This is a genomic window from Cellulosimicrobium cellulans (assembly GCF_042723955.1).
Lineage (GTDB): Bacteria > Actinomycetota > Actinomycetes > Actinomycetales > Cellulomonadaceae > Cellulosimicrobium > Cellulosimicrobium cellulans_H.
In genome coordinates, this window is record NZ_JBHXIC010000009.1 from 25867 (window position 1) to 52022 (window position 26156).

Here is a 26156-nt window from a genome sequence, read left to right on the forward strand (position 1 = left end):
GACGGACACCCGACCGTCTGCTCGTGTGCATGCGTGCGTCCCGGTCCGGGACTTTGCTGGACCACATGAGACTCACAGGAGCACACCGGGCCACCGCCGCCCTGGTCGCCGCGGCGCTGACGCTGCCGGCCGCGTCCGCCGCCGTCGCGTCGTCCGCGCACGGACCCGCCCACCGCCCGTCGGAGGAGCGTGGAGGCGTCGTCGTCCCCACGCTCGTCGCGCGCGCGACCCTCTCCGCCGACCACCTCGAGGAGGGCCCGCCGTCCGGCGCCCTCGTGACCCCCGCCAACGGTCGCCAGGGGCCGTTCGACGGCCAGGTGATTCCCGGCTTCTCGGCCATGATCGACAACGGCGACGGGACGTTCTGGGCCCAGCCGGACAACGGGTTCGGCGCGAAGGGCAACTCGGCCGACTTCCTCCTGCGTCTCTACCGCGTCACGCCCCGCTGGGAGGCGGCGCGTGGTGGCGCCGGCGAGATCGAGGTCGGCGAGCATCTCTCGCTGCGCGACCCGGACCGCCACGTCGACTTCCCGATCGTCCACGAGGACACCGAGGAGCGGCTCCTCACCGGGGCCGACTTCGACATCGAGTCCGTCGTGCGCGCGAAGGACGGCACCTTCTGGATCGGGGAGGAGTTCGGGCCCTTCCTCCTGCACGTCGACCGGACCGGCGCGCTCCTCGCCCCGCCCGTGCCGTTCCCCGACGGCAAGTCGCCCGCCAACCCGCACCTCGCGCCCGGCGAGACGCCGCTCGTCGGGTCAAGCCGCGGGTTCGAGGCGCTCGCGGGCTCGCGCGACGGCCGCTACCTGTACCCCGTGCTCGAGGGCGCGCTCGTCGGCGACGACCCGCGCGACCGCGTCGTGCGCCAGTTCGACACGCGCGCGGGCCGGTACACCGACCGCACCTGGACCTACCGCGTGGACACCGACGCCAACGTCGTGGGCGACGCGTTCCTGGTCCGCGGCGACGAGCTCCTGCTCGTCGAGCGCGACGACTTCGACGGCGAGCAGTCGGTGACCAAGCGGGTCTACCGCGTCGACCTCGACGAGGCCGACCGGTCCGGCCGGCTCGAGAAGGAGCTCGTGCTCGACGCGCTGAAGATCGCGAACCCGCACGGACTCGGCGCGGGCGACGGCTACGGCACCGGCGACCCGTTCTCGCTGCCCGTGCAGTCGTTCGAGACCGTCGTCCAGCTCCGCGACGGCCGCCTCCTGCTCGCGAACGACAACAACTACCCGGGCAACGACGCGCGCGTGCCCGGGACCCCGGACGACACCGAGATGGTCCTCGTCGACCTGCGGCGCGAGCGCGTCGCGACCGACGACGTGACCGTCGTCGGGCACCGCGGCGCGAGCGGCTACCGCCCCGAGCACACGCTCGCGGCGTACGAGCAGGCGATCCTCCAGTGCGCCGACTTCATCGAGCCCGACGTCGTCTCCACCCGGGACGGCGTGCTCGTCGCCCGGCACGAGAACGAGATCGGGGGCACGACGAACGTCGCGCAGCACCCCGAGTTCGCCGACCGCCGAACGACGAAGACGATCGACGGCACCGCCGTCACCGGGTGGTTCACCGAGGACTTCACGCTCGCCGAGCTGCGCACCCTGCGCGCCAAGGAGCGCATCCCCGCCGTCCGCCCGCAGAACACGGCGTTCGACGGCCTCTACCCGGTCCCGACCCTCGCCGAGGTCCTCGACCTCGCGCGGCACTCCGAGACGTGCGACGGGAAGCAGGTCGGGGTGTACCCCGAGACCAAGCACCCGACCTACTTCGACTCGGTCGGGCTGTCGCTCGAGGAACCGCTCGTCGCCGCGCTGCGCGACGCCGGGCTCGACTCGCGCAAGGCTCCCGTCATCGTGCAGTCGTTCGAGATGGGCAACCTGCGGGAGCTCGACCGCCTGACGAAGGTCGACCTCGCGCAGCTCGTCAGCAGCTCCGGCGCCCCCTACGACCTCGTGGCCGCGGGCGACCCGCGCACGTACGCCGACCTGGTCACGCGCACCGGCCTGCGGGAGATCGCGCGGTACGCCGACGGCGTCGGGCTCGAGAAGAACGTCATGATCCCGCGCCGCGCCGACGGGACGCTCGGCACGCCGACGCCCGTCATCCGCGACGCGCACCGCGCGGGTCTCGAGGTCCACGGGTGGACCTTCCGTGCAGAGAACCAGTTCCTGCCCGCGGAGTACCGCTCGAGCGCCGACCCGGCCGCGCACGGCGACCTCGCCGGCGAGGTCCGCGTCTTCCTCGACGCGGGCATGGACGGGTTCTTCACCGACCAGCCCGACCTCGGGGTCGCCGCCGTCCGCGACCGCTGACACCCGCGCAGGTCCGTCCTTCGCCGCCCTTTCACACGTCCTCCCGCTGGTTCGGCGCACGCATCCACGCCGCACCCTTTACCCTCGGACCGTGCCAACGACCGCCCCCGCCTCGTCGTCCCCGCGCTCGCGGCCCCGCGCGCCGCAGACGACGCACTCCCGGAAGGGCGGCGAGGACAAGCCCTCCGGCGGCCCGCACCACGCGCGTGCGCTGCGCTCGCACCGCGTCGCGCGGGCCGTCGGGCTCGTCCTCACCGGGGCCCTCGTCTTCGTCGCGGTCGGTGCCGGAGCCGTGTACCTCGACCTCAAGTCGAAGATCACCGTGAGCGACGCGACGGACTTCGTCGTCGGCATGCCGACGGAGGAACCACCGAAGGACCCGTCCGACCCGTTCGCGGGCAAGGCGCTCAACATCCTCGTCATGGGCACCGACTACCGCGACGCCGCGAACGAGGCGATCGCCGGCAAGGAGGAGGGCATGCGGTCGGACACCACGTTCATCGTGCACGTGTCCGGTGACCGCACGCGCATGGAGGTCGTCTCGATCCCGCGCGACTCGCTGGTCGACCTGCCGGAGTGCAAGCTCCCGGACGGCTCCATGTCCTCGCCCCGGCGCAACGTGATGTTCAACGAGGCGTTCCAGATCGGTTCGGGCGGTGTCGACGACATGGACGCCGCCGCCGGCTGCACGATCTCGTCCGTCTACAGCCTCACGGGCGTGCCCATCACCAACCACGTCGTCGTCAAGATGACCGGGGTCATCGGCGTGGTCGACGCGATCGACGGCGTGACCATGTGCTTCCCGGAACCCGTCGTCGAGGACCCCGACTACGGCACGCTGAACCTCCCGGCGGGCCAGCACACGCTCACCGGCCACGAGGCCATCGGGTTCCTGCGTGCCCGGCACGGCACGGGCATGGGCCTCGAGATGGGGTCCGACCTCACGCGGATCACTCGCCAGCAGGCGTTCATCGACTCGGCCGTGCGCGAGCTGCTGTCCCAGAACATCATCACCAACTCGCCCCAGCTCTACGGGGTCATCGAGGCCGTGCTCGGCTCGATCAGCGCGGACCCCACCATCGCGGACCCGACGGCGCTCGCAGGCATCGCGTTCAGCCTGCGGGCCATCAAGCCCTCCGAGGTCGTCTTCACGCAGGTGCCCGTCGTCGAGGCGGCGAGCGACCGCAACCGCGTCGAGTGGACGTCGGAGGCGGACGCCATCTGGCAGCGGCTCATCGACGACGCGCCCGCGCCCGGTCAGGAGCCCGTCGATCCGCGCGACGACGCGACGGCGCCCGCGGACGGCACGACCGACCCGGCGACCGGGGCGGATCCGGGGACGACCGATCCCGGCACGACCGACCCCGGCACGACGGATCCCGGCACGACCGACCCGGGAACGACGCCCGAGACGCCGGTCGAGGAGGAGCTGCAGCCCGGGGTGTGCCCCTAGCCGACGACCTCGCGGGCCCGGACGCGGTCTCGATCGGGGCGACGAGGCCGCAGAGGTTCTCGTTCAGGAGCGCGGCGTCGTGCCGAGCCGGGCCAGGCGGTCCACCGCCTCGCGCAGCACGTCCTCGCGCTTGACGAACGTGAACCGCACGCGCGAGGCCAGCGCGCGGGCCGTCGTCGACCCCGGGGTGCAGAACGCGCTCACGGGGACGGCGACGACGCCCGCGAGGGCGGGCAGCTCGCGGCACAGGACGGTCCCGTCCTCGAAGCCGAGCGGGGCGCCGTCGGCGATGACGAAGTACGTGCCCTGCGGCACGACGACGTCGAACCCGGTCCGGACCAGACCCTCGCACAGGAGGTCGCGTCGCGACTCGAGCGAGTCGGCGAGCGCGCGCGGGGTCTCGTCGTCGGACAGCGCGTCGGCGATCGCGGGCTGGAACGGCGCGCCCGACGTGTAGGTGAGGAACTGCTTGACCGTGCGCACCGCGGTAACGAGCGGCTCCGGCCCGTGCAGCCAGCCGATCTTCCAGCCGGTGAAGGAGAACGTCTTGCCGGCCGAGGAGATCGTGATCGTGCGCTGCCGCATCCCGGGGTGGGTCGCGATCGGCACGTGCCGGGCGTCGTCGAACGTCAGGTGCTCGTAGACCTCGTCCGTGACGACGACCGCGTCGTGGCGACGCGCGACGGCCGCGATCGCGTCGCGCTCGTCGAGGTCGAGCACCGTGCCCGTCGGGTTGTGGGGCGAGTTCACGAGGATGAGGCGCGTGCGGTCGGTGACGGCCACGCGCAGGGCGTCGAGGTCGAGGCGGAAGCGGTCCGGGCCGGGCACGAGGGGGACGGTGACGTGGTTCGCCCCCGCGAGCGCGATGCACGCGGCGTGGGAGTCGTAGAACGGCTCGAGCGTCACGACGTCGTCACCGGGACCGGCCAACGCGAGGATCGTCGCGGCGAGGGCTTCGGTCGCGCCCGTGGTCACCAGGACCTCGGTCTCCGGGTCGGGGTCCAGCCCGTAGTGCCGGTACTGGTGGCTCGCGACGGCGTTGCGCAGCTCGAGGATGCCCGGACCCGGCGCGTACTGGTTGTGGCCCTCCTCGATCGCGCGGACCGCGGCGTGCTTGACCGTCGCCGGGCCGTCGACGTCCGGGAAGCCCTGCCCCAGGTTGATCGCCCCCGTGCGGTGCGCGAGGGCGGTCATCTCGGCGAAGACCGTCGCCGCCACCGCGCCGTCCGCCCCGAGGAGGCCGGTAGCGCGTGCGGCGGCCTGCCAGCGGCCGGGCGGGAGGTCGGTCATGACCCGACCCTAGCCGTGCCCGCGCCCACGATGTGGGACGCCGCGAGCGGCTTCCCCGCGGGTGCGCAGCGTGTTCCCGTAGCTCCCGCCGGCGATGTCCACAGGGCACTGCCGCGAGAGGCGCGGATGCCCTACTCTCTCGGTCAGGTCTTTCGGTCCGGCGGGGCAGCCGGCCAGCGGAGCAGGGGGAATGCTCGACATGTCTACGGACACGCACGCCGTCGGCGTGCTCGAGGGCGAGGTGCGCGAGCTCGTCCGGCGGCGCGGGGTGGATCCCGTGCGAGACCGGGCGGCAGTCGACGAGCTCGTCCGCGAGGCGGTCGCCGACTACGAGACGCGGAGCGCGCTCGGCGCCGTCGCGCCGCTCGCCGACCCGACGGCCGCCGGTCGTGCGGTGGTCGACTCCGTGGCCGGCCTCGGACCGCTCCAGCCGTACCTCGACGACCCGGAGATCGAGGAGATCTGGATCAACGCGCCCTCGCAGGTGTTCGTCGCGCGGGGCGGCCGGTCGGAGCTCACGACGACGATGCTCACCGCGGAGCAGGTGCGCGACCTCGTCGAGCAGATGCTGCGCTCGTCCGGCCGTCGGCTTGACCTGTCGAGCCCGTTCGTCGACGCCTCGCTGCCCGGCGGCGAGCGGCTCCATGTCGTGATCCCTGACGTTCTCCCGTGCTGGGCATAGGGCAGGCAGTCGTGTGGGCGCGCGTCGTAGGCTCGCCCGCATGAGCGACGACGCCACTGTGACGCCCGCCGACCTCGCGCGCGAGCTGCGCGTCACGCCGAAGCGCGTGCGCGACATCCTGCGCGCGAAGGACGGGACGTTGCCGGCGGGGGAGTCGCGCTGGCACCTGACGGACGAGCAGGTCGCGCACGTGCGTGCCGTCGTCGGTCGTGGCTGAGTCGACGACCCCGGCTCTCCTCGCGGTCGAGCTCGGCGTCTCCGCGTCGATCGTGCGCAGATGGCTGCGCGAGCACGAGGTCCGCACCGGCGCGACGTGGGTGCTCGACGACGATGCCGCAGCGGGCGTGCGTGCGCACTTCGCAGCGACGGCGGCCGCGCGCGCCGGAGCGCCCGCCGTATGCGCTGTCGACGAATGCGACCGGACCGCGGTCGCACGCGGGATGTGCCGGATGCACTACAACCGGTGGGACCGGCACGGGTCGACGGACCGGCTCGAGGGCGCGGACCACCAGCGTGCGAAGACGCACTGCCCGCACGGGCACGAGTACACGCCCGAGAACACGATCGTCTACCCGTCAGACGGGCGGCGACGGTGCCTCACATGCCGTCGCGCGGCTCGTGCGCCCCTACGATGACTCCATGACTGTCGAGCGCGACCTTGCGGGCCGCGTCCACTCAGAGTTCTGTGACATCGTCACCCTCAGCCGAGAGATGGACCGGCTCGCCGAGCAGGACTTCATGACGATAGGTCGCCGGTGGTCCCACGCCCTGGACATCCTGTCCAAGACCGCACGCGTGCACAACGGCGCGCGGAAGCTGCTCGCCGCGGGCAGTACCGAGCTCGCCGCCCTGGACAAGCACCCGTTCTGCATGGCGTGGGCTCACGACTTCGCCCATGGTCTGAACACCCAGTGCACCTACGACGCAGCGGTCGGCGGGCTCGCGACGTGCGGGTCTTGCGCGACGGGTTACCTGCCGTGCCCGCAGTCCCTCGGAAACCCGACCTACGTGCAACGTGGCATGGCCGCGTGTCGGGAGATGCGCAACCGGTACGAGCACTACGACGAGTACTTCACCGGCACCGGGTATTTCCAGCGGGCCCGGAAGGACATGCCTCAGGCCGCGAAGCCGGACCACGAGCCGTGGGCTGTCGAGGGAATGTCGGGCGGGACCAGAGGCGACGAGATCCGCCTCGACGTCTACGAACACGGAAGCCAGAAGGCGTACACGCTCAATGTTCGCCTGACGGTCGAGGCACTGAGGCCGGTCGTGCGGGCGGTAACGCTCCTTCCAGAGGTAGCCGACCAGCGCCATGAAGACGGCTGCGAGTACTGCCGCTGACGACTGCCCACCGCTACCCTCGCGGCGACACCGACCACCGCCGCGAGGGGTCCGCGCCGATCGGGGTCGTGTGGGACTGCCACCGGTCGACGTCGGTGCACCCCTCCGCGGCGAGCGCCCCGCACACTGGGCAATCCCACAGCGTGTGCCACCACGGCTCGGCGCACCCGCACCGGACGAAACGCTCGCGCGGACGGTCCCGGACGACGTCCCACGCGGACGCGCACGCCGGACACTGACGCGGCGGGATCTTGAGCCACCGCCCGCGCCGCACCTCAAGCCACCCCGGCCACCGCACCCCTTCCACCCGTCCAGTGTCGCACCGCTCGAACATGCGTTCGATAGATCGCCGACCGGCTGACGCCGGGCGGGGCGCGGCGTCGATCCGGCCTGCCGACGGTGCTGCGGTACGCTCCGACGTCATGGCCAGCGTGGACAACCCCATCCTCGCTACCCGGTCATGGATTGGCGCCGAGGTCGATCGGCGCGCCTGGATCAGCCCCGTATCCGCCGGTGTCGGTTCGATCGGAGCGGGAGCGCTCCTCGCCGCCCCGAACTGGTGGCGGATCCTCCTGGCGCTGGTCGTCGTGCTGGTCTTCGTTGTCCCCGAGGCGTGCGCGGCATGGTGGCGGAGGGAAGAGGAGCGAACGAATGGCAATGCTCTCGCGCGACAGCACCTACTCTTCCGCGACGCGCTCAAGCCACTTGCGGGGTTGACAGCCGAACTGCTGAGCCAAGATGGCGCGGACCGCGCAGGCACGGTCGGGAGGGCACTTCAGCAGGCAGTCGGCTCGTGCATCCTCCCCTTCGAGAACGACGCCCAGGTCCGCGCGCTCGTGTTCGCCGTGACAGACGACGGTCTTGGCCTCGAGTGCGTAGCGAGGACGGGGCGTGAACAGTCGTCGGAGGGCTTCGCCTCCGGCACCACTCGAGCGAACAAGGCGCTCAAGACGCTCAAGGCGAAGAAGCCGGTGCACGTCCGCGACCTCGGGAAGACACGTCCGCGAGAGTGGGCGGGTAGCGGGGACGGGTACGCCTGCTTCATCACCGTGCCGATCTATGACAGCAGCGCGGGGTATGGTCTACTCTCCATCGACGCGCCGAAGGCGAATACGTTCAGCGACTCGGACGTTGTCTTTGTAGAGTTGGTTGCATCGATGCTCGCCGTAGTGCTCGCGGACCGGTCCCGCACAAGTACGACCGGATCTAGCTCGGACGAGGGAGCGTGAAGTCCATGGGCAGAATCGTATGGACGGACAAGAAACCAGTAGCTACGCGCAACTTGCGAGACCCGAAGGTCCGGCAGGAGCTCCAGAAGCAGGCGGAGCGAGCTGCGCGCGAAGAGCAGAGGCGACGACTCGCTCGCTCCAGCGCGACCGGAAGCCGCGCCTACGCTCGCTGACAGAACGGCGAACGCGCCCCCGCCCTCCCAGAGGAGGACGGGGGCGCGTTCGTGTGCGCGGCGGGTCAGGACGGCGGGAGCGGGGCGCGCCCGTGAATCGCGCGGATGTCGTTGACGGTGGCGCGTTCCTCGGGCGTCAGTGAGGTGATGTCGTACACGCCGGCGTCGCCCGGCTCCACGACGGGGATCGTCTCGGGGAGCTGCTCGGCGGCCGCGAGGACGGCGGTCGTGAGCGCGGCCGCGAGCGCCTGCACGACGACGAGCGTCCAGTCGACGTCGGACCACAGGGTCGCGGTGGCGAGGGATGCGGCGAGGGTCTGCCCGAACGTGCGCGCGGTGCGGTCGAGGACGGCCGCCCACGGGCCGGTGCCGGCGCCGAGCTCGGGCAGCGACCAGAGCGACGTCGCGAGCGACAGGACGGCGACGAGCGCGATCGCGCCGGCGGCCTGCGCGACGTCGCCCCAGTCGCCGCCGACGAGCGGGAGCAGGAGCGGCGCCGCGGCGACGAGCGCGGTGCGCAGCGCGCGGATGCCGGCGGCGCGCCAGAACGCGAGGGTGAGGATCAGCGCGAGGCGGCTGGTCGGGGTGGTGGTCACGGGGTGGCTCCGATCAGGCGGGCGAGCACCCGCAGGAGCTCGAGGACAAACACGTGGACGATGGCGACCGCGAGCGCGACGCCGAGGGTGAGGGCCGCGGCCGCGACGGCGGCGGCCGTGGCGACGTGCCGCACGAGGCGTGCGGCGCGTCGGCGGGTGCGCGAGCTCACGCGCGGTAGTGGCGGCGCAGGGCCGCGTTCGTGGCGCCGCCGGCGGCGCCGTCGTCGCGGATCCCGAGGTAGCGCTGCACCTGGGCGACGGCGTCGCGGGTCGCTGGGCCGAAGTTCCGGTCGAGCTTGATCCCGAGGATGTTCTGCAGGAGCTCGACCTGCGGGCCGTTGTCGCCGTAGGCGAGGGAGCCGGACCGGTCGGAGATGAGCGCGCGCAGCCACGTCTTGGGACCGACGACGCCATCGGGCACCAGGCCCCAGCGCTTCTGGATGCGCTTGGTCGCGGCGGTCGTGGCGTCGCCGAAGTCCTCGTCGACGCGGATCGTCTCGCCCTGCGTGCGCGCGATCGACTGCCACAGCCCGACCCACCCGCCCCGGGAGCCCTCCTTGATCATGGGCGGCAGCGGCTTCGGCTTGCGCTTCGTGACCGCCGGCGGGGGCGTCGGCCCCGGGCACGGGTTGTCGACGAGCCGCGCGTCGAGCGCCGCGGCGACGGCCCGCACGCGGGACGCGCCCGCGTTGATCTCGAAGTGCATCTCGTCCTTGCGGCCGGCGTAGTCCCCGCCCCAGCGCACGACCCCGCCGAGGTCGGCCAGGATCTTGCGCAGCGCGCGCACCTGCGCCGTGGAGAACGTGCCCACGCGCCCCAGCACGTGACGGGTCGCGTTCAGGTCGATCGCCGTTCCGCTGGCGTGGTTCGACGTCGACGTGCCGCCGACCACGGACCGGTTCGCGTACCCCCAGTCGTCGCGGCCGACGTCGACGTCCTCGACCTCGCGGTCGAACCGGTCGACCAGGTGGGCGAGGACGGCCGCGACGTCGCCCTTGCGGACGCGACCGATGATCTTCGGGATCGCGACGAGCGCGGGGTCCGTGCCCTTCGCGATGACGGGCCAGCCGTTCTGTGACGTGCTCACGGATGCCTCCTTCGGGCATGACGAAGCCCCGGGCGCCGTGGGGCGGCCGGGGCCAGGGTTCGGGTGGGTCAGAGGCCGAGGAGGCGGGAGAGCCAGCCGCGGCGTTCGAGGCGGTCGAGGCGCGCGTCGACCTTCGCGTTGTGCTCCGTTGCGTCGGTGAGGTGCTCGGTGAGCTTCGACTCGATCCGGTTCACGGCGTCTGCCATCGAGCCGCCGGAGTTGGGTCGGACCTCGTGAGCAGCGACGTCGGTCGCGCGCTTGACCGCCTCGAGCTTCTTGCGCACGGGACGGTTCGCGAGCACGGTCCCGGCCGTGGTGATGAGGCCGAGTGCGACGACCGCGATGAGCCATGCCCACCACGGGGTGCCGGCAGGGGGTGGGGTCATGCGGTCGTCCACCACTGGATGCCGTCGAGGCTGACCCAGGTGATCGAGCGCGAGCCGGACCACATGGGGCGGATCGTGCCGTCGGTGCGGATCTCGACGCGCACGGTCGACTCGGGGGTGTCGGCCGTCGTCGCGCACGCGACCTCGACGTAGGCCGGCGGGACGTAGGGGGCCGGCAGGGTCGCGAGCACGGCGCCGTTCGCGATCGTGCCCGTCGTGATCCGGATCCCGCCGGCGCACCGCGTGAACCCGTCGTCGAATCGCTTGACGCGCGGGGAGACGCCGAAGGAGTTCGCGGCCATGTTCGTGCCGAACGCCGTGATCGGGGTCCAGGGCTCGAGCAGCGCGGCACCGGTCGTGATCGCGCGCCACGCGCCGGCGACGGCGAGCCAGAGCTGGAGGTTCGTGCCGGTGCCCGTGACGCATATCTGCCCGTCGACCGGGGACGGGAACGCGGCATCGCGGGCAGCGGTCCCGGAGAACCGCGGGACGGCGCGCCCGATCGCGGCGTACCAGACAAGGGACAGGTCGTTCGGGACGGCGGGCGGGTCGTCGAACGTCGGCAGCTGGATGCCCTGGACGGTGTCGGGTGTGGGCATGGGTCAGACCTCCACGTGCGGGTCGGGGTAGTCCGCCGCGACCGCGACGACCGTGGTCGGGGTGACGACGAGGGACTGGATGGCGGCAGGGTCGAACCCGAGCGCCCGGATCGCGGCGTCGGGTGACCGGTCCGGGGCGGGCTCGATGAGGAGCGGGTCGGGCGGGGTCTCGGACACGAGGCGGGTCCCTTCTACGCAGGGGGGATGTGGGCGATCGCGAGGTCGGGCTGGCGCGAGTCCGCGTTGAACGCGTCCGCGGGCGCGTCGGACCAGATCGCGACGCCGGTGATGGCGCCAGACAGCCACGCGGTGACGAGCGTGGACGGGAGCAGGAGCCGGGTGGTCTCGCCCATCGCGACGGGCGGGTACCGGTACGGGCCCATCGGGAAGGACGGGGCGGCGGCCGGTGGTGGGGAGCCGGGCGTGTACGCGTGCCCGTACACCACCGGGGACGACAGGGGCGGCTCGGGCGCGCCCGTCCCGACGCGCCCCCACAGCAGCGACACGCCGGTGATCGTCGACCCGGACGGCACCAGGGACGCGAGCGCCCCGTAGTACCCGATCGTGGCGCGGTCCATCATCTGCTGCGCGACGGTCTCCCCGACGGCGCCGATCGGCAGGATCTGCCGACCCTGCGCCCAGCCCATGAGCGGGCCCGCGTTGTCGTACCGCGACCACGCGCCCGTCCCGTAGTTCACGGGCCGGTCCAGGAACCAGCCCGACGACGACCGGACGCGGAGCTCGACGTCCTCCACCGCGGTCCCCGCCGGCGGGGCCTCGCACACCACGACCCACGACGACGACGTCGGCATGACCAGCACGTGGTCCCCGACGGTCGGCGCGTACCCGGGGTTGAGGCGCATGTCGGGGACCGGGGGTCCGTCGCCGAGCGCGACCGTGACGGTCCCGACCCCGACCTCGCGCACGACCCCGATCCGGGACATCGGTGCCGCGCCGTCCCCGACGGTGCGCTGGGTCGCGCGCGCGAGCTCGAGCGTCGCCCTGGTCGGGTCCGTCACGCCGCCACCTCCCCGAGGTTCCTGGTCGACGCGCCGAAGCGGGCGCCGGCGACGAGCGGGATCGTGAGCTCGTCGACGATGTGCCGCGAGATCGACGTCACCGGGGACCTATGGTCGGTGACGACGTCGACGACGTCCCCGCCCTCGAGCGGGAACAACGGCACGGACGTGAGGTCGAGGGAGGTGCCGACGCCGGTGAGCTGTGCGACGTCGGCGATCGCGACCCGCTCGCACTGCACCCGCGACGTCAGGGACGGGACCGCGCGGAAGTGCGGCTTCTTGCCCCACGCGCCCGAGTCCGGGTCGCCGTACCGAGTCAGCGACCCGGTGCGGTCGTCGACCGCGACGCCCTGCACGGGGGCATCCGCGCCGTCCGGGGTGTCCCCGGTGACGACGGCGGCGTTGTAGACGGGATCGCGCGACGTCGTGCCCGTCGCGTCGAGCAGGATCCCGCCCGGCCCGGCCTGGAACCGGAACACCGGGGCCGAGTCCAGAGTCGGAGCGTTGGCGATGACGAACCTGCCCGTCGGGTCCGCGTAGACGACGCACCCGATGGACTCGGCGAGGGCCTGCACGCCGTCGGCCCACCGGTCCCGGTCGACGACGGTCGCCGGGACGCGCCGGTCCGCGGTGGTGAGGATCGCGACGTCCGCGCCCGGCAGGGACTCCAGGATCAGGTCACGGATGATCGCGACCGCGGACGGGCCGCGCAGCATCCGGGGCGAGTGGAACCGGTCGTCCACCACCCACGACTCCCTGCTGACGCCGGAGACCTGGACGCCGGTGCGGTCCAGGAGGGACCCGGCGACGTCGTCGATGCGGAACACCCCGAGCGGGACCCACTCCGTTCGGCCGCCGGCGTAGACGAGGCCGGAGCGGAGCGTGATCTCCTGCCCGTCCGTGCCGAGCGGCTCCGCGCCGGTCCGGGTGGCCGGGTAGGCGGGCTCGTCGCGGAAGACCGCGCCGGGCAGGCGCGGGGCGATCACCAGGTCGCACGCGCGGCGCACGATCGAGCGCGACCGCACCGTCACCTGCCCGCCCGTCACCGGGAGCGAGCGGCCCCCGTAAAGGGGCTGCCCGCCGCGGGCGACGGTCGCGCGGGTGATGACCTGGTGCGGGCGCGCGATCGCGTCCAGGTAGGCGTCGGACACCACCCACACGTCAGGTCCCCTCTCCCGCGAGCACGTCGAAGTACGTCGCGTTCCCCGCGAGGAGGTCGGCGTAGGTCGCGTAGGTCTGGCGCACCGTCTCGTAGGTCGTACCGGTGAAGCCCTGACCCTCGCCGACCGGTGCGGACGTCCGGGTGACCGGGAGGCCGAACCATGCCTGATCGGTCGCAGGCCCGAGCCGCGTGATCCCTTCCGTGTGGACGAACCAGTACCCCGAGGGGAACTGCTCCGGCTGGCGGGACTGGACGAGCAGCGTGCGCTCGGCCGCGAGGAGTGCGCGCAGGCGCGTGACGTCCTGCGCGGTAGTCGCGGCGACGACGAGACGTCGCGCGTCGGCGTCCACACCGGACCACTGCGGGATCGCAGATCCGCCCGGCACCTGGAAGACCGTGCCCTGGGTGGCGGCACTGTTCTCGCCAGGGTCGATGAGACGGACACGGCATGTGAGCTGCGGGCGGCCCGGCGCCTTGAGCCACAGTCCCTGCGCCGCGCCCGAGGTGTCGATCGTGACCGATGCCGTGCTGACGATCCCGCCGTAGGCGTCCAGGCCCGTCACCGTGTACGTGCACGTCGTGTCCATCGGCGCCGCGTCGTCGTACCCCAGGAACCACCCACCCGCGGCCGGCGCGTTGTTCGCGTTGCGCACGGGCTCGGTCGGCACACCGGCCGACGACCGCTCGATCAGCACGCGCGACACTGGACCTACGACCAGCTCCTCGACCGACGCCGACGCGTTCGGCGTCCCCGTCCACGAGTACGCGATCGAGTCCGACGACGACTGCGTGTCCCCGTCAAGGTAGGTCGCGACGGCCGCGAGCGCCTCAGCCTCCGTGTCGTAGGAGTCCGTGCACATGACGGCGTCGGCCCACAGGCGGGCGCCCGCGGCGAGGTTGGCGGTGCTGCCGGAGTACATCTGTAGGCGGATGCTCGCGGCGGTTCCGCTGGTGGGGATCTGGACGGCGGTGACGATGCGGCGTCCGGCGTAGAAGACCGAGTTCACGAACGGCCCGCCGACGACGTAGCTCACGATGGAGCCGCCCGAGTCGACGACGCGGAGGTCAGCGCGACACCCACCACCGGCACCGATACCCGAGTCGTTCGCGATGAGGGCCGTGATGCCCACCCACTTCCCGGCCGTGACCGGGAACGCCGTGGACGTCGACTGCGCGAGCGTCAGGTAGTTCGACGCGCCGTCGGACGCGGCCTGCATGATGTTCACGCCGACACGGCCGCCGAGCCCAGACCACATCTGGCCGAACGTCGCGATCGCCAGACCGGTGCCGCCGGTCACCCCCCACAGCGCTCCCGACGAGGCGCCCTCGAACGAAGGGTTCGGGATCAGGTTCCGGCGCAACACGCCCGGCACCGGCCACATCCCACCATCCACCACCAGGCGCACCAGGTTCTGCGCCGGGTCGAAGCTCGCCTCGAGGATCCCGTCCGGGGACGTCGCCATCACACACCCCCGTATCGCAGATCACGAACCGTCCGGGCCGCCGCCACCGCCACCCGCGCATCAGCACCCGCGAGCATCCCCGCCACGATCCGATCCGCGAGTTCGGCCAGGTCCGCACGCGAGACGCCGCCGGCAACCGACACGACCGGGGCCGCAGCCTGAGGTGCGAGCTGGGGCGGGGCCGGCACGGTGACGTCCCCGACGTACCCGGCGAGGGTGTCGTTGTTGATCGCCTCGACCAGGTCGGGGTACTTCTGCGCCTGCTTCGTCTTGACGACGAACTCGCCCGGCGCGCCGAGCAGCGGAACAGAGTCGTACGGCGACGGAACCCCAGGGATCCACCCACCGCCGGACCGGCGGATCCGGTACGGCGACGACGCCGGCGAGTAGTTCCCGCCGTTGATCGCTGAGTTGTCGACCCGAGCCTGGATGGTGATCGTCTTCTGCGAGGCGACGCGGACGAACGTATCGACCGCCGCCGAGGCGCTGGAGGTGTCGGCGGTGACGACGGTCTCGACCCGGTCCGGGATCAGCCCGTACTGATCCGCCAGCCGCGCGGCAGCGTCCTTCGTCAGGCCGAGCGCGGTCATCTGGTTGATAAACGCCGTGCGCGCGTTCTCGACCCGTCCTCGCAGGGCGTCCTGCGACTCCCCGGCGCCGGCCGCCGCGACGATCTGCTCGTCGAGCGACCCGACAACCGCCTGGATCTGCTCGTCGAGCCGCTGCCCTGCGAGGGTCGACGTGTCGACGGTGCCGTTCAACTCCGACAGGGCCAGCTTCGACCCGTCCGCGGCGTACCCGACACCCTCGATCCCCGTCGCCAGACGGGTCGTGGCATCGTTCAGCTGCGCCTCGGCGAGCATCGGGATCGCGAGCTCGTTCAGCTTCGCCTGCGCCGGGTCGAGCCCGTTCTCGATGACGTTCGTCCGGATCGTGTCCGCGACGCCCTCGAGCTGGTCGTCCGTGGCCTTGAGGCCAGCGATCGCGTCGTCGGCCCACTCCCGGAAGCCCTTCGCGCCCTGGTCGCCGGGGGTCGCCTTGTCGACGGCCATCGCGATGTCGGCGAGGGCGTCGATCAGGTCCGCCGCGGGCCCGCCGAGGAAGTCGCCGATCCCCTCGGTGGCGGCGGCGGTCCCTTCGACGAGGGCGCGCCCGAAGTCGAGGGCCCCGTTCGCGGCGTCGAACAGGAACGTCAGCACCGCGGTCCGGTTCTGGGTGACGAAGGTCGCGAACCCCTCGATCTGGGGGGAGAACGCCGTGGCGAGGGCGCCCTTGATGCCGTCGGCGGCGACCTCGATGTTCCGCTTCGCGGACTCGATCTTCCCGGCGCTGTTGTCGCCGAGCGTGTCGAGCGCGGACTGGGCGGCGCCCTCGACCTGGCCGAGCTTGTCGACCGCGGTCGTGACGTCGAGCTGGAGGATCGCGTCGCCGAGGTCCTCCCACTGCGTGCCGAAGAGCGCGACGCCGGCCGCGTTGCGCGCGACCGGGTCCTCCATGGCGCGCAGCCCGTCGAGCACCTGGTCCAGGCCCTCACGGGCGCCCTCGCCGCCGGCAGCGATCTTCGCCGTCATGTCCTCGGCGGACAGACCGATCGCCTGGAACCCGGCCGCGCTGGCCTCCGAGGCGTCGGTCGCCCGGATCTGGAACTCCTTGAGCGCGTCCGCGACGAGGTCGCTGTTGCGCGCGCCGCCCTCGAGGCCCTGGTTGATGAGTCCGAGCGCGGTCTGCCCGTCGAGCCCGAGCCGCTGGAACAGGGCCGGGTACTCGGTGAACGTGTCGAGCAGGTCCTCCGACGCGTTGGCGCCGGTCTGTGCGCCGCGCACGAGCACGTCGAACGCGGCCTGCGCGTCCCGGGCGACCCCGGTGCGCAGCATGACGCCGACGGTGCGCGCGACCTCGGCGACGTCCTCCTCGAGGACGTCCGCGACCCCGGTCAGGGACTGGATGACCTGCTGCGCGTCCCGCTTCGTCGCGTTCGGGTCGAGCAGCCCCGCCTGGATCGCGGTGCGCGCGACGTCGATGTTCGACGCGATGGACTCGCCGAAGTTGTTCGCGTACGCCTCACCGGCCGCCCGGCCGATCTTCGCCGTCGTCGCGGCGTCCAGCCCGGTCTGGGCGGCGAACCGGTCCTCCCGGACCTCGTTCTCCAGCCCGGACATGAGCGCCTCGCCGATCGCGGCACCGATCCCGACGATCGCCCCCGCCACCGGGATCGTCGCCAGGGCCGCGATGATCTTCCCGGACAGGCGCCCACCCGCGTCGGCGCCGGCCTTGTAACCCTCGGCGGGCAGGTCCCCGATCGCGTCCTCAGCCTCGGACGTGTCCGCGTCGACGACCATCTCGGCGCGCGCCCCGCGCAGCTCGTCGAGCGCGGACCCCGCCCGGTCGAGCGCGGCCCGCGCCTTGGAGATGTCGGCGTCGACCTCGGGGGTCGGGTCCATGGCCTCGAGCGCGTCGAGGTCGGCCTCGATCCGGGCGAGGTTCTGCTCGGCCTTCCCGATCGCGGCGTCGACCTGCGCGACGGTGTCCGCGTCGACGATCCGCTCGAGCCGGTTCTCGACCTGCTCGACCTTCCGCTCCGCGGTTGCCGTGTCGGCGTCCACCTGCACGGTCGGGTCGAGCTGCTCGAGGTTCTTCGCGAGCTTCTCGACCTCGCCGTACTTCTTCGTGAACGCACGGTCGTCGAGCTCGACGCTCGCGCGCAGCGGTCCCAGGTCGAGAACGGTCACGGGGTCACCTCCGTCGTGGTGCCAGGGCGCGGGCGGTGCGCGAGTCCGTCGAGAGCAGGCCCCGGATCCGGGTCCGGAGCCACCGCCACGACCGCGCACCCATGAGCGCGGGGTCGTCGACGTCGATGCCGCGGTCCTGCAGGTCGGCCTCGACGAGGCCCCACAGGTCGAGCAGGCGCCCCCAGGTCACCCGTTCGCCGGTGGCTTCGATCCGCGCTTGCTGCTCCGGCGGGACCTCGTACCACTCGAAGAGGCCCGTGACCGGGTCGTACTCGCCGCGCCCGTACTGGTCGATGTCGACGGCAGCGGGCGCGTAAGGGCTTTTCCCAGCGGGGCCGCCCAGTACGCCCGGGCGGCCTGCTCACCGGCGACGACCCACAGGTACGCGGTGAACCCGGCGTGGTTCAGCACGTCCACGCTGACGCCGTCGGCGAGCAGCTCGTCGTGCACCGGCCCGAGCGCGTCCTGCTCGAGCGTCGTCGCGCCGTCGTCGTCGGCGAGGAGCTCGAGGTACCGGGACTTCGGGGTCGTGCCGGCGCGGCGTGCGTGCGTGACGGCCCAGGCGGCCTGGAGTCGGAGCCCGACCAGCGCGGGCGGGGAAGGCACGTGGTAGACCTTCCCCGCCACGGGCAGGTCGAGGGTCGGTGACAGCAGGTCGCCGAGGTCCTCGAGCTCGGGCATCAGGCGCCGCGCGTGTACGGGAACGCCGCGGAGGCGCCGACCCCGTTGGTGACGACGACGGCGGCGGACCCGGCCGACCCGGCGGGCAGGGTCGCGACGATCGTCGAGTTGTCGACGACGGTGTACGCGGTCGCGTTCGTCGCACCGAACTTCACCCCGGCCGCACCCGTGACCCCGGTGAACCCGGCGCCCTTGATCGTGACCTGCGACCCGGCCGCGGCACCCGAGGGCAGGACCGACGTCACGACCGGGACCGTGGTTGCGACGGTCGGGTTCGCGATCGCCTCCGGCTTGCCCTGCACGAGCAGGGTGACGTTCACGGCCTGCAGGCCCTCGACGGCGCCGCCCTGTGGGGCCCACTGCACGAGCGCGTACCCCTCCCACGCCTCGCCGCCGGCCTTGCGCTCGTACCAGCGGATGTGCGCGAGCTCGAGGTTCGACGCGGCCTCGCGCAGCGCCTCCTGGCCCGGGTCGTACGCCCCGGTCGTGGGGGACTCCTTGCGCAGGAACGTCGCGGTGGGCTGGGCCTTGCGGAGCGTGACGGCGTCCGAGCCCCACCCCTCGGAGTCGTAGTCCGAGGAGTCCTGCACGGTGGAGTTGATGCCGGGCACGAAGTTCTGCATCGCGCGCGCCTGCACCCAGCTGGGGGTTCCGGTGGCGGACGTGTCGACGTCCAGGCGCCAGATGCTGTTGACGGTCGGGTTGAGGGTCTCGACGGACATGGGGTGTTCCTTCCGGTGCGTCGGTCAGTCGGTGACGTGCGCGGAGGGGTGCGCCGTCGTGAGGTAGTAGTTGCTGGTGGTCTCGGACCGGCGGTTCGCGTCGGGCCCGAGCTGTGCGGCGCTGGCGCGTCGCGTGTGAGCGACGAGGACGCCGCCCAGGCGCAGGTTCTCCGCCCCGTGCAGGACGGCGTACACGGCGTCGTCGAGGTCGCACGGGGAGGTGGGGGAGCCGCGGGTGCCGCGGCACCGCACCTGCACGCCCTGCACGACGTCGGACAGGCCCGACCCGGACACCGGGTACGCGGTGAGCACGACGACCCGGTCCGGGTCGGCCGGCATCGCGCCGAACACGACACCGACCTCGGCCGCGGTGTACGCGGGCCCGGACGGGCGCCACTCGAGGTTGGGCACGACGTCGGCGAGGTGCTCGGCGAGCCCGACGAGCAGGTCGGTGGTCCATCCCACGGGGGTCCTCCTGTCAGCCGAGCGCGCCGCGGATCGCCTGCGCGATGAGCGCCTTGGCGGTGTCGGCGTCGTCGGCCTTCGCGGTCTCGAGGTACTTCGCCTGCCGGCCGTCGTCGTGCCGCCAGTCGAGCTCCTCGTGCTGGCGCACCGCGTACGGGGTGTTGAAGCTGATCCCGACGACCACGCCGTCGCCGGTCTCGTGGGGCGCGGATACGGCGCCGGAGCGTTCGAGCGTGCCCTCCTCGTGCGGGACGCGCTGGCGCGCGGTCGTGAGGACCTGTTCGGCGGCGAGGACGGCGCCGCGGGTCTCCCCGGTGCGGAGCTGGGCGGTGATCTGCGCGAGGGGGAGGATCGGCACGGCGTTCACCCCCTCCGTGACGGATCGTCGGGTGCGTTTCCGCAGGTGGTGACACGTGACAGGTTCTGCGAGGTTCGTGGGCCATGCGCGCCTGCGTGCGCATGCGCGTGCGCGCGTATAGGGGGAACCCGAGAAAACGTGTCACACCTGTCACAACGTGTCACGACCTGCGGAAACGCTCGGTCTCGATGTGTCACGGACGCGTCACTGACGTGTCACTCGACCGCCCACTCCACGTGGTCGGGAAGGTCCAGCGGCCCCGACGTGCGGCGCGCCTCGGCGAGCACGACCGCGGTCCGGCCGGACGGCAGCGTGAGCAACGACCCCGGGGGAGCGCCCGGTGCGGTCGTGCGCGCGTACACGGTCGCGGACGACACGACCTGCGCCCCGCTCCGGTCACGCACCATGCGCGTCGTCTCGTCCACCAGGCACGGCACGCCCGCGACGGGGGGCCCGTAGACGTCGCCCATGCCGCCCGACCCGACCAGCGGGACGACCGTCACGGCGTGGACAAGGAAGTCGTCGAGCTCGTCCGCGGCGCTCACCCCGTCACCCGCACCCGAGTGTCCAGGCCCGCGGTCGACAGGATCAGCGTCGCGGCGTCCGTGAGGCCCGTCGCGAGGCGCGCACGGGCGGCGACGGCGCCCTCCACGCCGACGTACGACACCGACGCCGGCCCGAAGCTCTTCGACGCGGCGACGCGCCCGGACGACGTCGCGGCGTCCGCGCCGGCCGCGGCCGGGTCGATGCCGAGCGCGATCCACGTCGTCACCTGCGAGCACGTCGCGTCCCGGAACGCTTCCCGCACGACGTCGTCGGTCGGGTAACCCTCCGGGTTGGTGTCGTAGACGGCGGGCCGGGTCGCGCCGAGCACGAGCAGGGACGCCGACGCGAGCAGCTGGTCGACGTTCGAGGGTGGGGACTGGATGGACCAAGGCGGTTCGGCGAGGTCGGCGGCGGTGGCGTAGACGAGCACGGTGGGCACCTCCTGGTGGGGGCGTGGTGGGTGCGCAGGACGCGTTCATGGCAGGGCCGGAGGCACCCGGCGTTGTCGGCCCCGAACGGCCTTCACGGTCGTAGCACGGTGCGGGTGGCCGTCGCCGGGCCCGTGTTGGCGCACCCACCACGGGTACGAGGGGTGCCGGGCAGGACGGGGGCGCGTCCCGCCTGGCACCGGTCAGTCCGCCGGGGGCGGCGGGCCCGCGGGCGTGCCCTCGATCAGCTCGAGGACGTCCGCCCGGTTCTTCCCCGCCTTCTCGGCCTCGACGACCCGGGCCACCTCCGCGTCGCGCGCGTCGGCGTCCGTGTCATCCAGGCCGGTGAGGTACTCGAGCACCTCGTCCGGCTCGTGGTCGCCCGGGTCGAACGGCACCGGGTCCGGCTTGGCGGCGGCGAGGGCGGCCAGGATGTCGGCCTTCTTCGTCGCGCCCTTCAGGTCGACGTCGCGTGCGCGCGCGAACGCGCGCAGCTGGTCGACCTTCCACGACTCGTCCGGCACGCCGTCGGGGAACGCCGCGACGTCCCGTTCCGGGTAGTGCCGGCGCAGCATCCCGATACCCATCAGGACGCCGACGCCTGGACGTAGATGACGCCCTTGTCGTCCAGGCGCTTCGTCGCGTAGTGCAGGTTCGTCGTGACGATCGTGGAGCGGGCCAGGATGTCCCGGTCCTGCTCGACGATCGGACGACGCTTCCACAGCAGCCCCAGCGCGTTGCGCTTGAGGATGACGGCCTTGTTCGACGCGAGCCGGTTCGTCACGAAGACGTTCAGGCCGCCGATCGTGCCGATGAAGCCGCGCCCGACGACCGACCCGCCACCGCCCGCGGAGATCTCCGAGGCGCGGATGAAGTCGTCGTCCTTCCACACCTGGGAGCGCTGCTCGGCGCGGATGTACAGGCCGGCCCACTCGTCGGGCTCGAAGTCGTCGCCGGCCTTCTCGAACGCGTCCACGAGCGCGTCCCACGTGAGCGTGAGCGTCGCGGACCCGACGATCGTGTGCGACAGCGGGGCGGACGCCGTCGCGGTCGATCCGTCGGCGTACGTGACCCCGTTGGGGATCGTCGTCACCGCGGCGGTGATGAGGTCGGCGTCGACCTTGCGCGCGGCGAGCTGGCCGAACTGGCGGATCGCCTCGTCCTGCGCGTTGCCGATGCCGGTCAGCTTCGCCTTGTCGGTGATCTCGACGCCCTTCCCGGCCTCCTTGATGGTGGCCTTCGAGGACTTCTGCGTGAGCTTCACCGGCGTGATCGCGGTGCCCTCGGCGAGGTCATCGAGCTCGCCGAGCGTCATCCACTTCGGGAAGTTGACGGTGTCGCCGGGCTGGCCGGCGAGCGTGTCGTCGTTCACCGTCGCGGACGACGTCGCGACGACGGCCTTCCCGACGAACGACTCGGCGGCCAGGTCCGCCCACACCTCCGGGCGGTACAGGTCGCTGGACAGGGTCTGCGCCATGATGGCGTCTCCGTTCTCCGGCCTACTCGCGGCCGGTGAGCTGGCGGTACAGGGTCGGGTTCTTGACGTAGAGCGCGTTCTTCTCCGCCGGGCTCATGGCGGCGAACTGCTCCTTGGTGACAGCGCCCTCGCCGGTCCCGCCGGCGTGGTCCACGCTCGAGGGGCCGGACGCCTGGACCGGGGCCGCCTTGAGCTTCGGGTTGGTGTCGATGGCCGCCGTGATGGCGGCGTCGACCTTGTCGCCGAAGTCGTCGGCGGTGGGGTCGAGATCCGCGACCTTCGCCAGGAAGGCGCGGGAGTCGAGGAGCGCGGCCGGGTCGCCCTGGTGGGTGCCGGCGCGCTGGTAGACGGCGAGCTCGACGCGCGCGACCCGGGCCTCGTCCCGGGCGGCCGTGGCCTGCTCGGTGAGCTGCTCCGGGGTCGGTGCGGAGTCGCCGTCCTTGACGAGGCCGAGGGCCTTGCCGAGGTCCTGGACGAGCGCGGTGCGGGCCTCGTCGGCGGCGGTCTGCTTCGCGATGGTGCGCGCGGACGCGTTCTCGCGGCGCAGGCGCTCGATCTCGGCCTTCGCCTTCGCGGGGTCGTCCCACGGCGACGTCTCGGTCCCGGTCGCGCTGGTGGCGTTCTGAGCGCCGTTCGCGTCGCCCGTGGACGTGTGGGCGTCCTGGGTGCTGGTCGCGTCCTGGGCGGTCGCCTGCGCGTCCTGGGTGGTGGTGGTGGTGGTGTCCGTGCTGGTGGTCTCGGTGGTCATGACTGGGCCTCCTGGGTCCGGGTCGTGTGGGTGGGTGCCGCTACGGTTCGCGGCGTACCGGCGCGCACCAGGCGCGACGGCAAGACGAGGGGAGTGCTTGATGGCGAGCGAGGACGAGACGAGGCAGGCGCTGCTGGACGCGATCCACCGGATCGCCACGGACGTCGACCCGACGCGCAACAACGCGACGTCGCTCGAGGCGAGGGCCAGCGCGGCGAACAACCTCGCGGAGGCGTACGCGTGGCTGGGCTCGGCGACGCAGCCTCACTGAGCTAGCGGGCTCGGCCGACCTGCTCCCGAGCGGTCTGCCGCTTCAGCGCCGGGTGCTCGGCCAGGTGCTCGCGCATCGCGCCCTGCCACTCGCGGACCTTCGCCCGCGCGCGGGCCGCGGCCTCGTCGTCCATGGCCGCGGCCTCGCGCAGCTTCCACTTCCGGATCCCGCGCTCGATCGCGCGCTGCCGCTGCTGATCCTCGTAACCGGCCCGCTCGGCCTTCGCCGCGGCGACGCGGGTCGCGCCGGGCAGGTACGCCGACAGGGAGTGTCGGCAGTTCGGGTGCTGGAACCCTGCCGCGCGCGCCTCATCCACCGTCCCCGCGACCCGCACGGACACCGTGCCGGCACCGGTCGTGGACGGCACGTCGACGGCGCCGGTGACGCCGCCCGTGATCGACAAGACCTTGCCCTCCCACGGGCGACACAGCGGGCACTCACGTGGCGCGTCCGACACCACGACCAGGTCCACGCCGGCGGCGACTAGCTGCGTCGTGTGCCCGTCGACCGCGGCCTTCCCGGCCCCAGTGCGCACCGCCATCTCGACGTACGACTCCAGCGCCCACCTGCGCCCCGACCGATCCCGGAACGTCCCGATACCACGCTCGGTCAGCCGATCTAGGACCTGCTGCGCGGCCTCCCGCCGGGTCTGCGTCCCGAGCAACACCGTCGCCGACGCGTCCGCCACCGTGCGCTGGTACACGTCCTGCGCGGCGCGGAGGATGCGCGGAGCCCACAGCCCGACGCGCTCGATGGTCTCGGCGGCGATCGCCTCCACCGCGCGCAGCGTCGCCGGCGGCATCACGACCTCGAGGCCGAGCCTGTCCAGGTCGCGTACGGCGAGCGCGCGCCCGGCCGTGTACGCCTGCCCGATCACCTGCCCGACCGCGGCCGCGGCCTGCTCGTCCAGGCTCGCGAGGTCGCGCGCGATCTGCGCACGCACCCACTCCAGCTCCGTCAGCCGGGACGTCGCCCACGTTGGCTCGTCGACGCCGCGCGCGAGCGCGGACGCGAGACGGCGCAGCACGGCGAGCTCCGCCTCAGCGAACAGCTCGGCGACGCGGCGCGCGAGGCGCTCACCGAACCCGGGGTCGATCGGCACGCGAACCAGCCTCCCAGGTCAGACCGACACGCCTACGCCTGCTCGAGCGACGCGGCCTCGGACTCAGGCAGGCGCAGCGATGTTGGCACTGCGCCCGTGAACTCGACGCCTGCGAGCCCGACCTTCTCCGCAACGTCGGCCGGATCGACGCCGGCACGGACGCCGACACCGAGCGCGTCGAACTGCGCCTTGACCTTCGTCGGGTCGGCCTGAGCCGTCGGCGGCACGTCGTCCGGCGACGCGAGGACCTCGCCGGCATCCTCCGCGAGGATCCGCCCGACCTCGGCCTTCACCTGGTCCGGCGACCAGTCCGGGTGCACCAGCTCGACCTTCGTCTGCGTCGACGCCGCCCGCGCCGCCGACAGCAGCTGCGCCGTCGACGCGAGGGTGATCAGCCCGTCCTGCACCGTCTCACCGAACTCGACGTGCACCGTTCCCGGCTCGAGCCCGCGCGTCCCGAACACCTCGGCGTCGATCGTGAGCATCTTCTCCGCCAGGCGCGCGATCGCGGGCCGCTCCGCACGGATCTTCCGGTCCCGCGTCGAGTACGACCGCCGCTCCCGCGCGTGCACCTCCGTCGCGGTCATCTGCCCGCCCTCGACCCCGTCGGACAGGGTCTGCGCCGAGTAGCCGGCCGTCGAGATGATGCGCGCCGTCGCGTCGTCGCACGCCCGCAGGTGCTCATCGACGCGGATCTCGAACTGGTGGGGCGTGATCGGCAGGGCACCGTTCTCGGGTGCCATGCCCTTCACGGCCTCGTACACCTCGCGGTCGAGGTTGAACTCGGCGCCCTGCCCGGGGCCCGAGGACTCGAGCAGCTGGGAGGCGACGACGATCCGGCCCTTCGCGAGGCGGATGTCGCGCCACAGCGAGGAGTACGCCTCGTCCAGGGCGTCCATGAGCTGCTCGACGCCGTCGAGGTCGGACCGGCCGAGGTTGCGCCCGATCGGGTCCTTGCGCCACCGTCGCTGCGGTAGCTGGTTCGGGATGTACTCCACGCACAGGCCCGGCGTGCGCCCGGTCACGAGCGCGCCCTGGTCGTCGACCTGGGCCGCCAGCGGCTCAGTCGCCTTGTGCGCGGTCAGCTCGCGCTGCACACCGAGCGTCGCCCCGGTGCCCTCGTACAGGCCGTGGAAGATCAGGCCGCGGCCATCGTTGTCGAGCTCGTGCCGCTCGAGGTGGCGCCACACGGTGCCGCCCTGCCGGTCGACCACGTGCCAGAACGTGACCGCGACCAGGCGCCCCCACCGGAACTCCGGGAGCGCGGCGTCCGCGTCCACGGTCGTGAGGAACGGCTTCCCGATGACCGCGGGGTCCCAGGTGACGCGCTGGTACCGGCCGCCGAGGATCGCGCCGATCTCCGCGCCCGTGGCGAGCACCGTGTGGAACCCGTCGTCGACGTACTCGTCCAGGCGCTGCTGCGTGACCGACGGCTCCCGCGTCTGCGTCTCGCCGCCCGCCTGTGCGTCCTGACGCTCTCGCTGCGCGTCGGCGGCGAGGGTGAGGGTCGGCGGCTCGGCGTACAGCAGGTCCGCGGACACGCGCGCCAGGTCGGCGGCGACCGGGACGTGCAGCTGGTCGCGGCGCTGCGACGCGTCGTCGACGGGGCGGCCCCACCAGAACCGGGCCAGGGCCCCGACGACGCCGCCGCGGCGCTGCGCGGGCCGGGTCGACGGCTCCGTCGAGGTGCTGGTGTTGCCGCCGTAGGCGCGGACGAGCGCGTCGGGGGTGCCTTCGTACCAGGCCGACCACGTCTCGAGGACGGGCGTGATCTCGGCGAGCTGCTTCGGCGGCCAGGCGAGGTCACGTGCGGTGGGCAGCGGCACGACGCCCT

At 72.7% G+C, this 26156-nt stretch carries 30 protein-coding genes and 1 pseudogene; 8 read left to right on the plus strand and 23 right to left on the minus strand.

Features of this window, described 5'->3' with window-relative positions; genetic code table 11:
- Positions 1–65 precede the first annotated feature (65 nt).
- Positions 66–2315 carry an esterase-like activity of phytase family protein gene (locus tag ACFWH7_RS04310; protein ID WP_378215211.1) on the plus strand — a complete coding sequence of 750 codons (2250 nt, stop codon included), beginning with the start codon at positions 66–68 and terminating at the stop codon, positions 2313–2315.
- Positions 2316–2406: 91 nt separating this feature from the next.
- A complete protein-coding gene (locus ACFWH7_RS04315) occupies positions 2407–3768 on the plus strand; it encodes an LCP family protein (RefSeq protein ID WP_378215212.1) in 1362 nt (453 codons plus the stop codon).
- Positions 3769–3831: 63 nt separating this feature from the next.
- Here ACFWH7_RS04315 and ACFWH7_RS04320 read toward each other — a convergent pair whose 3' ends face one another.
- Positions 3832–5058: a pyridoxal phosphate-dependent aminotransferase gene (locus ACFWH7_RS04320; protein WP_378215213.1), complete on the minus strand. Its 1227-nt coding sequence runs from the start codon at positions 5056–5058 to the stop codon at positions 3832–3834.
- Positions 5059–5257: 199 nt separating this feature from the next.
- Here ACFWH7_RS04320 and ACFWH7_RS04325 point away from each other — a divergent pair.
- The 5 genes and pseudogenes from ACFWH7_RS04325 to ACFWH7_RS04345 form a co-directional block, all read left to right on the plus strand.
- Positions 5258–5722: pseudogene (locus tag ACFWH7_RS04325) on the plus strand (CpaF family protein); the annotation flags it as partial.
- Between the two features lie 58 nt (positions 5723–5780).
- Positions 5781–5957, plus strand: a complete 177-nt coding sequence (locus tag ACFWH7_RS04330) for a hypothetical protein (RefSeq protein ID WP_186008881.1) — start codon at positions 5781–5783, stop codon at positions 5955–5957.
- On the plus strand, positions 5950–6375 hold the full coding sequence (locus ACFWH7_RS04335; RefSeq protein WP_378215214.1) for a hypothetical protein: 426 nt from the start codon (positions 5950–5952) through the stop codon (positions 6373–6375). Before ACFWH7_RS04330 ends, ACFWH7_RS04335 begins: the two co-directional genes overlap by 8 nt.
- A gap of 4 nt (positions 6376–6379) precedes the next feature.
- Complete coding sequence (locus tag ACFWH7_RS04340; RefSeq protein ID WP_378215215.1) at positions 6380–7081, plus strand: hypothetical protein; 702 nt, start codon at positions 6380–6382, stop codon at positions 7079–7081.
- A 422-nt stretch (positions 7082–7503) separates the two neighbouring features.
- Positions 7504–8310, plus strand: a complete 807-nt coding sequence (locus tag ACFWH7_RS04345; protein WP_378215217.1) for a GAF domain-containing protein — start codon at positions 7504–7506, stop codon at positions 8308–8310.
- A gap of 238 nt (positions 8311–8548) precedes the next feature.
- Here ACFWH7_RS04345 and ACFWH7_RS04350 read toward each other — a convergent pair whose 3' ends face one another.
- The 20 genes from ACFWH7_RS04350 to ACFWH7_RS04445 all read right to left on the minus strand — a co-directional run bounded on the left by ACFWH7_RS04350 (position 8549) and on the right by ACFWH7_RS04445 (position 22949).
- Positions 8549–9079 (minus strand): hypothetical protein, encoded by a 531-nt coding sequence (locus tag ACFWH7_RS04350; protein ID WP_378215218.1) that lies wholly within the window; start codon positions 9077–9079, stop codon positions 8549–8551.
- Positions 9076–9249: a hypothetical protein gene (locus ACFWH7_RS04355; protein ID WP_378215219.1), complete on the minus strand. Its 174-nt coding sequence runs from the start codon at positions 9247–9249 to the stop codon at positions 9076–9078. The genes ACFWH7_RS04350 and ACFWH7_RS04355 overlap by 4 nt, the downstream gene beginning before the upstream one ends.
- On the minus strand, positions 9246–10166 hold the full coding sequence (locus ACFWH7_RS04360; protein WP_378215220.1) for a peptidoglycan-binding protein: 921 nt from the start codon (positions 10164–10166) through the stop codon (positions 9246–9248). The genes ACFWH7_RS04355 and ACFWH7_RS04360 overlap by 4 nt, the downstream gene beginning before the upstream one ends.
- A gap of 68 nt (positions 10167–10234) precedes the next feature.
- Positions 10235–10552, minus strand: a complete 318-nt coding sequence (locus tag ACFWH7_RS04365; RefSeq protein WP_378215221.1) for a hypothetical protein — start codon at positions 10550–10552, stop codon at positions 10235–10237.
- On the minus strand, positions 10549–11151 hold the full coding sequence (locus ACFWH7_RS04370) for a hypothetical protein (protein ID WP_378215222.1): 603 nt from the start codon (positions 11149–11151) through the stop codon (positions 10549–10551). The genes ACFWH7_RS04365 and ACFWH7_RS04370 overlap by 4 nt, the downstream gene beginning before the upstream one ends.
- A 3-nt stretch (positions 11152–11154) precedes the next feature.
- Positions 11155–11328, minus strand: coding sequence for a hypothetical protein (locus ACFWH7_RS04375; protein WP_378215223.1), 174 nt, complete (start codon positions 11326–11328; stop codon positions 11155–11157).
- Between the two features lie 14 nt (positions 11329–11342).
- Entirely contained in the window at positions 11343–12170 is an 828-nt protein-coding gene (locus ACFWH7_RS04380) for a hypothetical protein (RefSeq protein ID WP_378215224.1), read from the minus strand.
- Entirely contained in the window at positions 12167–13321 is a 1155-nt protein-coding gene (locus tag ACFWH7_RS04385) for a DUF5047 domain-containing protein (RefSeq protein ID WP_378215225.1), read from the minus strand. The genes ACFWH7_RS04380 and ACFWH7_RS04385 overlap by 4 nt, the downstream gene beginning before the upstream one ends.
- Positions 13322–13331: 10 nt before the next feature.
- Positions 13332–14795 carry a hypothetical protein gene (locus ACFWH7_RS04390; protein WP_378215226.1) on the minus strand — a complete coding sequence of 488 codons (1464 nt, stop codon included), beginning with the start codon at positions 14793–14795 and terminating at the stop codon, positions 13332–13334.
- Entirely contained in the window at positions 14795–17524 is a 2730-nt protein-coding gene (locus ACFWH7_RS04395) for a phage tail tape measure protein (RefSeq protein ID WP_378215227.1), read from the minus strand. Before ACFWH7_RS04395 ends, ACFWH7_RS04390 begins: the two co-directional genes overlap by 1 nt.
- 4 nt (positions 17525–17528) lie before the next feature.
- Complete coding sequence (locus ACFWH7_RS04400; protein WP_108048118.1) at positions 17529–17714, minus strand: hypothetical protein; 186 nt, start codon at positions 17712–17714, stop codon at positions 17529–17531.
- Positions 17711–18205, minus strand: coding sequence for a DUF7426 family protein (locus ACFWH7_RS04405; RefSeq protein WP_378215228.1), 495 nt, complete (start codon positions 18203–18205; stop codon positions 17711–17713). Before ACFWH7_RS04405 ends, ACFWH7_RS04400 begins: the two co-directional genes overlap by 4 nt.
- Entirely contained in the window at positions 18205–18927 is a 723-nt protein-coding gene (locus ACFWH7_RS04410; RefSeq protein ID WP_378215229.1) for a phage tail tube protein, read from the minus strand. Before ACFWH7_RS04410 ends, ACFWH7_RS04405 begins: the two co-directional genes overlap by 1 nt.
- Positions 18928–18951: 24 nt before the next feature.
- Positions 18952–19392, minus strand: a complete 441-nt coding sequence (locus ACFWH7_RS04415) for a phage tail terminator protein (RefSeq protein WP_378215230.1) — start codon at positions 19390–19392, stop codon at positions 18952–18954.
- Positions 19393–19405: 13 nt separating this feature from the next.
- Positions 19406–19750 (minus strand): hypothetical protein, encoded by a 345-nt coding sequence (locus tag ACFWH7_RS04420; protein WP_378215231.1) that lies wholly within the window; start codon positions 19748–19750, stop codon positions 19406–19408.
- 215 nt (positions 19751–19965) lie between these two features.
- Positions 19966–20295 carry a hypothetical protein gene (locus tag ACFWH7_RS04425; protein WP_378215232.1) on the minus strand — a complete coding sequence of 110 codons (330 nt, stop codon included), beginning with the start codon at positions 20293–20295 and terminating at the stop codon, positions 19966–19968.
- Positions 20292–20726, minus strand: coding sequence for a hypothetical protein (locus ACFWH7_RS04430; RefSeq protein ID WP_378215233.1), 435 nt, complete (start codon positions 20724–20726; stop codon positions 20292–20294). Before ACFWH7_RS04430 ends, ACFWH7_RS04425 begins: the two co-directional genes overlap by 4 nt.
- Before the next feature lie 201 nt (positions 20727–20927).
- Positions 20928–21311 carry a hypothetical protein gene (locus ACFWH7_RS04435; protein WP_378215234.1) on the minus strand — a complete coding sequence of 128 codons (384 nt, stop codon included), beginning with the start codon at positions 21309–21311 and terminating at the stop codon, positions 20928–20930.
- Positions 21311–22201 carry a N4-gp56 family major capsid protein gene (locus ACFWH7_RS04440; protein WP_378215235.1) on the minus strand — a complete coding sequence of 297 codons (891 nt, stop codon included), beginning with the start codon at positions 22199–22201 and terminating at the stop codon, positions 21311–21313. Before ACFWH7_RS04440 ends, ACFWH7_RS04435 begins: the two co-directional genes overlap by 1 nt.
- Before the next feature lie 22 nt (positions 22202–22223).
- A complete protein-coding gene (locus ACFWH7_RS04445; RefSeq protein ID WP_378215236.1) occupies positions 22224–22949 on the minus strand; it encodes a hypothetical protein in 726 nt (241 codons plus the stop codon).
- A 100-nt stretch (positions 22950–23049) separates the two neighbouring features.
- On the opposite strand from ACFWH7_RS04445, the gene ACFWH7_RS04450 reads away from it, so the two are divergent.
- The gene (locus ACFWH7_RS04450) at positions 23050–23220 is read left to right on the plus strand and encodes a hypothetical protein (RefSeq protein ID WP_378215237.1); all 171 of its coding nucleotides are present in this window, start codon (positions 23050–23052) and stop codon (positions 23218–23220) included.
- Position 23221: 1 nt separating this feature from the next.
- Here the strand turns inward: ACFWH7_RS04450 and ACFWH7_RS04455 are convergent, their stop codons facing one another.
- Both ACFWH7_RS04455 and ACFWH7_RS04460 read right to left on the minus strand, forming a co-directional pair.
- Positions 23222–24322 carry a phage minor capsid protein gene (locus tag ACFWH7_RS04455; protein WP_378215238.1) on the minus strand — a complete coding sequence of 367 codons (1101 nt, stop codon included), beginning with the start codon at positions 24320–24322 and terminating at the stop codon, positions 23222–23224.
- Positions 24323–24354: 32 nt separating this feature from the next.
- Positions 24355–26148, minus strand: a complete 1794-nt coding sequence (locus ACFWH7_RS04460) for a hypothetical protein (RefSeq protein WP_378215239.1) — start codon at positions 26146–26148, stop codon at positions 24355–24357.
- Positions 26149–26156: the final 8 nt, after the last annotated feature.

What these genes read in the sequence shown, in the direction of transcription:
- ACFWH7_RS04370 (WP_378215222.1), bottom strand. Translation starts at nt 11,151, where the DNA reads ATGCCCACACCCGACACCGTCCAGGGCATCCAGCTGCCGACGTTCGAC.
- ACFWH7_RS04390 (WP_378215226.1), bottom strand. Translation starts at nt 14,795, where the DNA reads ATGGCGACGTCCCCGGACGGGATCCTCGAGGCGAGCTTCGACCCGGCG.
- ACFWH7_RS04330 (WP_186008881.1), top strand. Translation starts at nt 5,781, where the DNA reads ATGAGCGACGACGCCACTGTGACGCCCGCCGACCTCGCGCGCGAGCTG.
- ACFWH7_RS04320 (WP_378215213.1), bottom strand. Translation starts at nt 5,058, where the DNA reads ATGACCGACCTCCCGCCCGGCCGCTGGCAGGCCGCCGCACGCGCTACC.
- ACFWH7_RS04310 (WP_378215211.1), top strand. Translation starts at nt 66, where the DNA reads ATGAGACTCACAGGAGCACACCGGGCCACCGCCGCCCTGGTCGCCGCG.
- ACFWH7_RS04445 (WP_378215236.1), bottom strand. Translation starts at nt 22,949, where the DNA reads ATGACCACCGAGACCACCAGCACGGACACCACCACCACCACCACCCAG.
- ACFWH7_RS04440 (WP_378215235.1), bottom strand. Translation starts at nt 22,201, where the DNA reads ATGGCGCAGACCCTGTCCAGCGACCTGTACCGCCCGGAGGTGTGGGCG.
- ACFWH7_RS04435 (WP_378215234.1), bottom strand. Translation starts at nt 21,311, where the DNA reads ATGGGTATCGGGATGCTGCGCCGGCACTACCCGGAACGGGACGTCGCG.
- ACFWH7_RS04345 (WP_378215217.1), top strand. Translation starts at nt 7,504, where the DNA reads ATGGCCAGCGTGGACAACCCCATCCTCGCTACCCGGTCATGGATTGGC.
- ACFWH7_RS04405 (WP_378215228.1), bottom strand. Translation starts at nt 18,205, where the DNA reads ATGCCCGAGCTCGAGGACCTCGGCGACCTGCTGTCACCGACCCTCGAC.
- ACFWH7_RS04410 (WP_378215229.1), bottom strand. Translation starts at nt 18,927, where the DNA reads ATGTCCGTCGAGACCCTCAACCCGACCGTCAACAGCATCTGGCGCCTG.
- ACFWH7_RS04450 (WP_378215237.1), top strand. Translation starts at nt 23,050, where the DNA reads ATGGCGAGCGAGGACGAGACGAGGCAGGCGCTGCTGGACGCGATCCAC.
- ACFWH7_RS04365 (WP_378215221.1), bottom strand. Translation starts at nt 10,552, where the DNA reads ATGACCCCACCCCCTGCCGGCACCCCGTGGTGGGCATGGCTCATCGCG.
- ACFWH7_RS04340 (WP_378215215.1), top strand. Translation starts at nt 6,380, where the DNA reads ATGACTGTCGAGCGCGACCTTGCGGGCCGCGTCCACTCAGAGTTCTGT.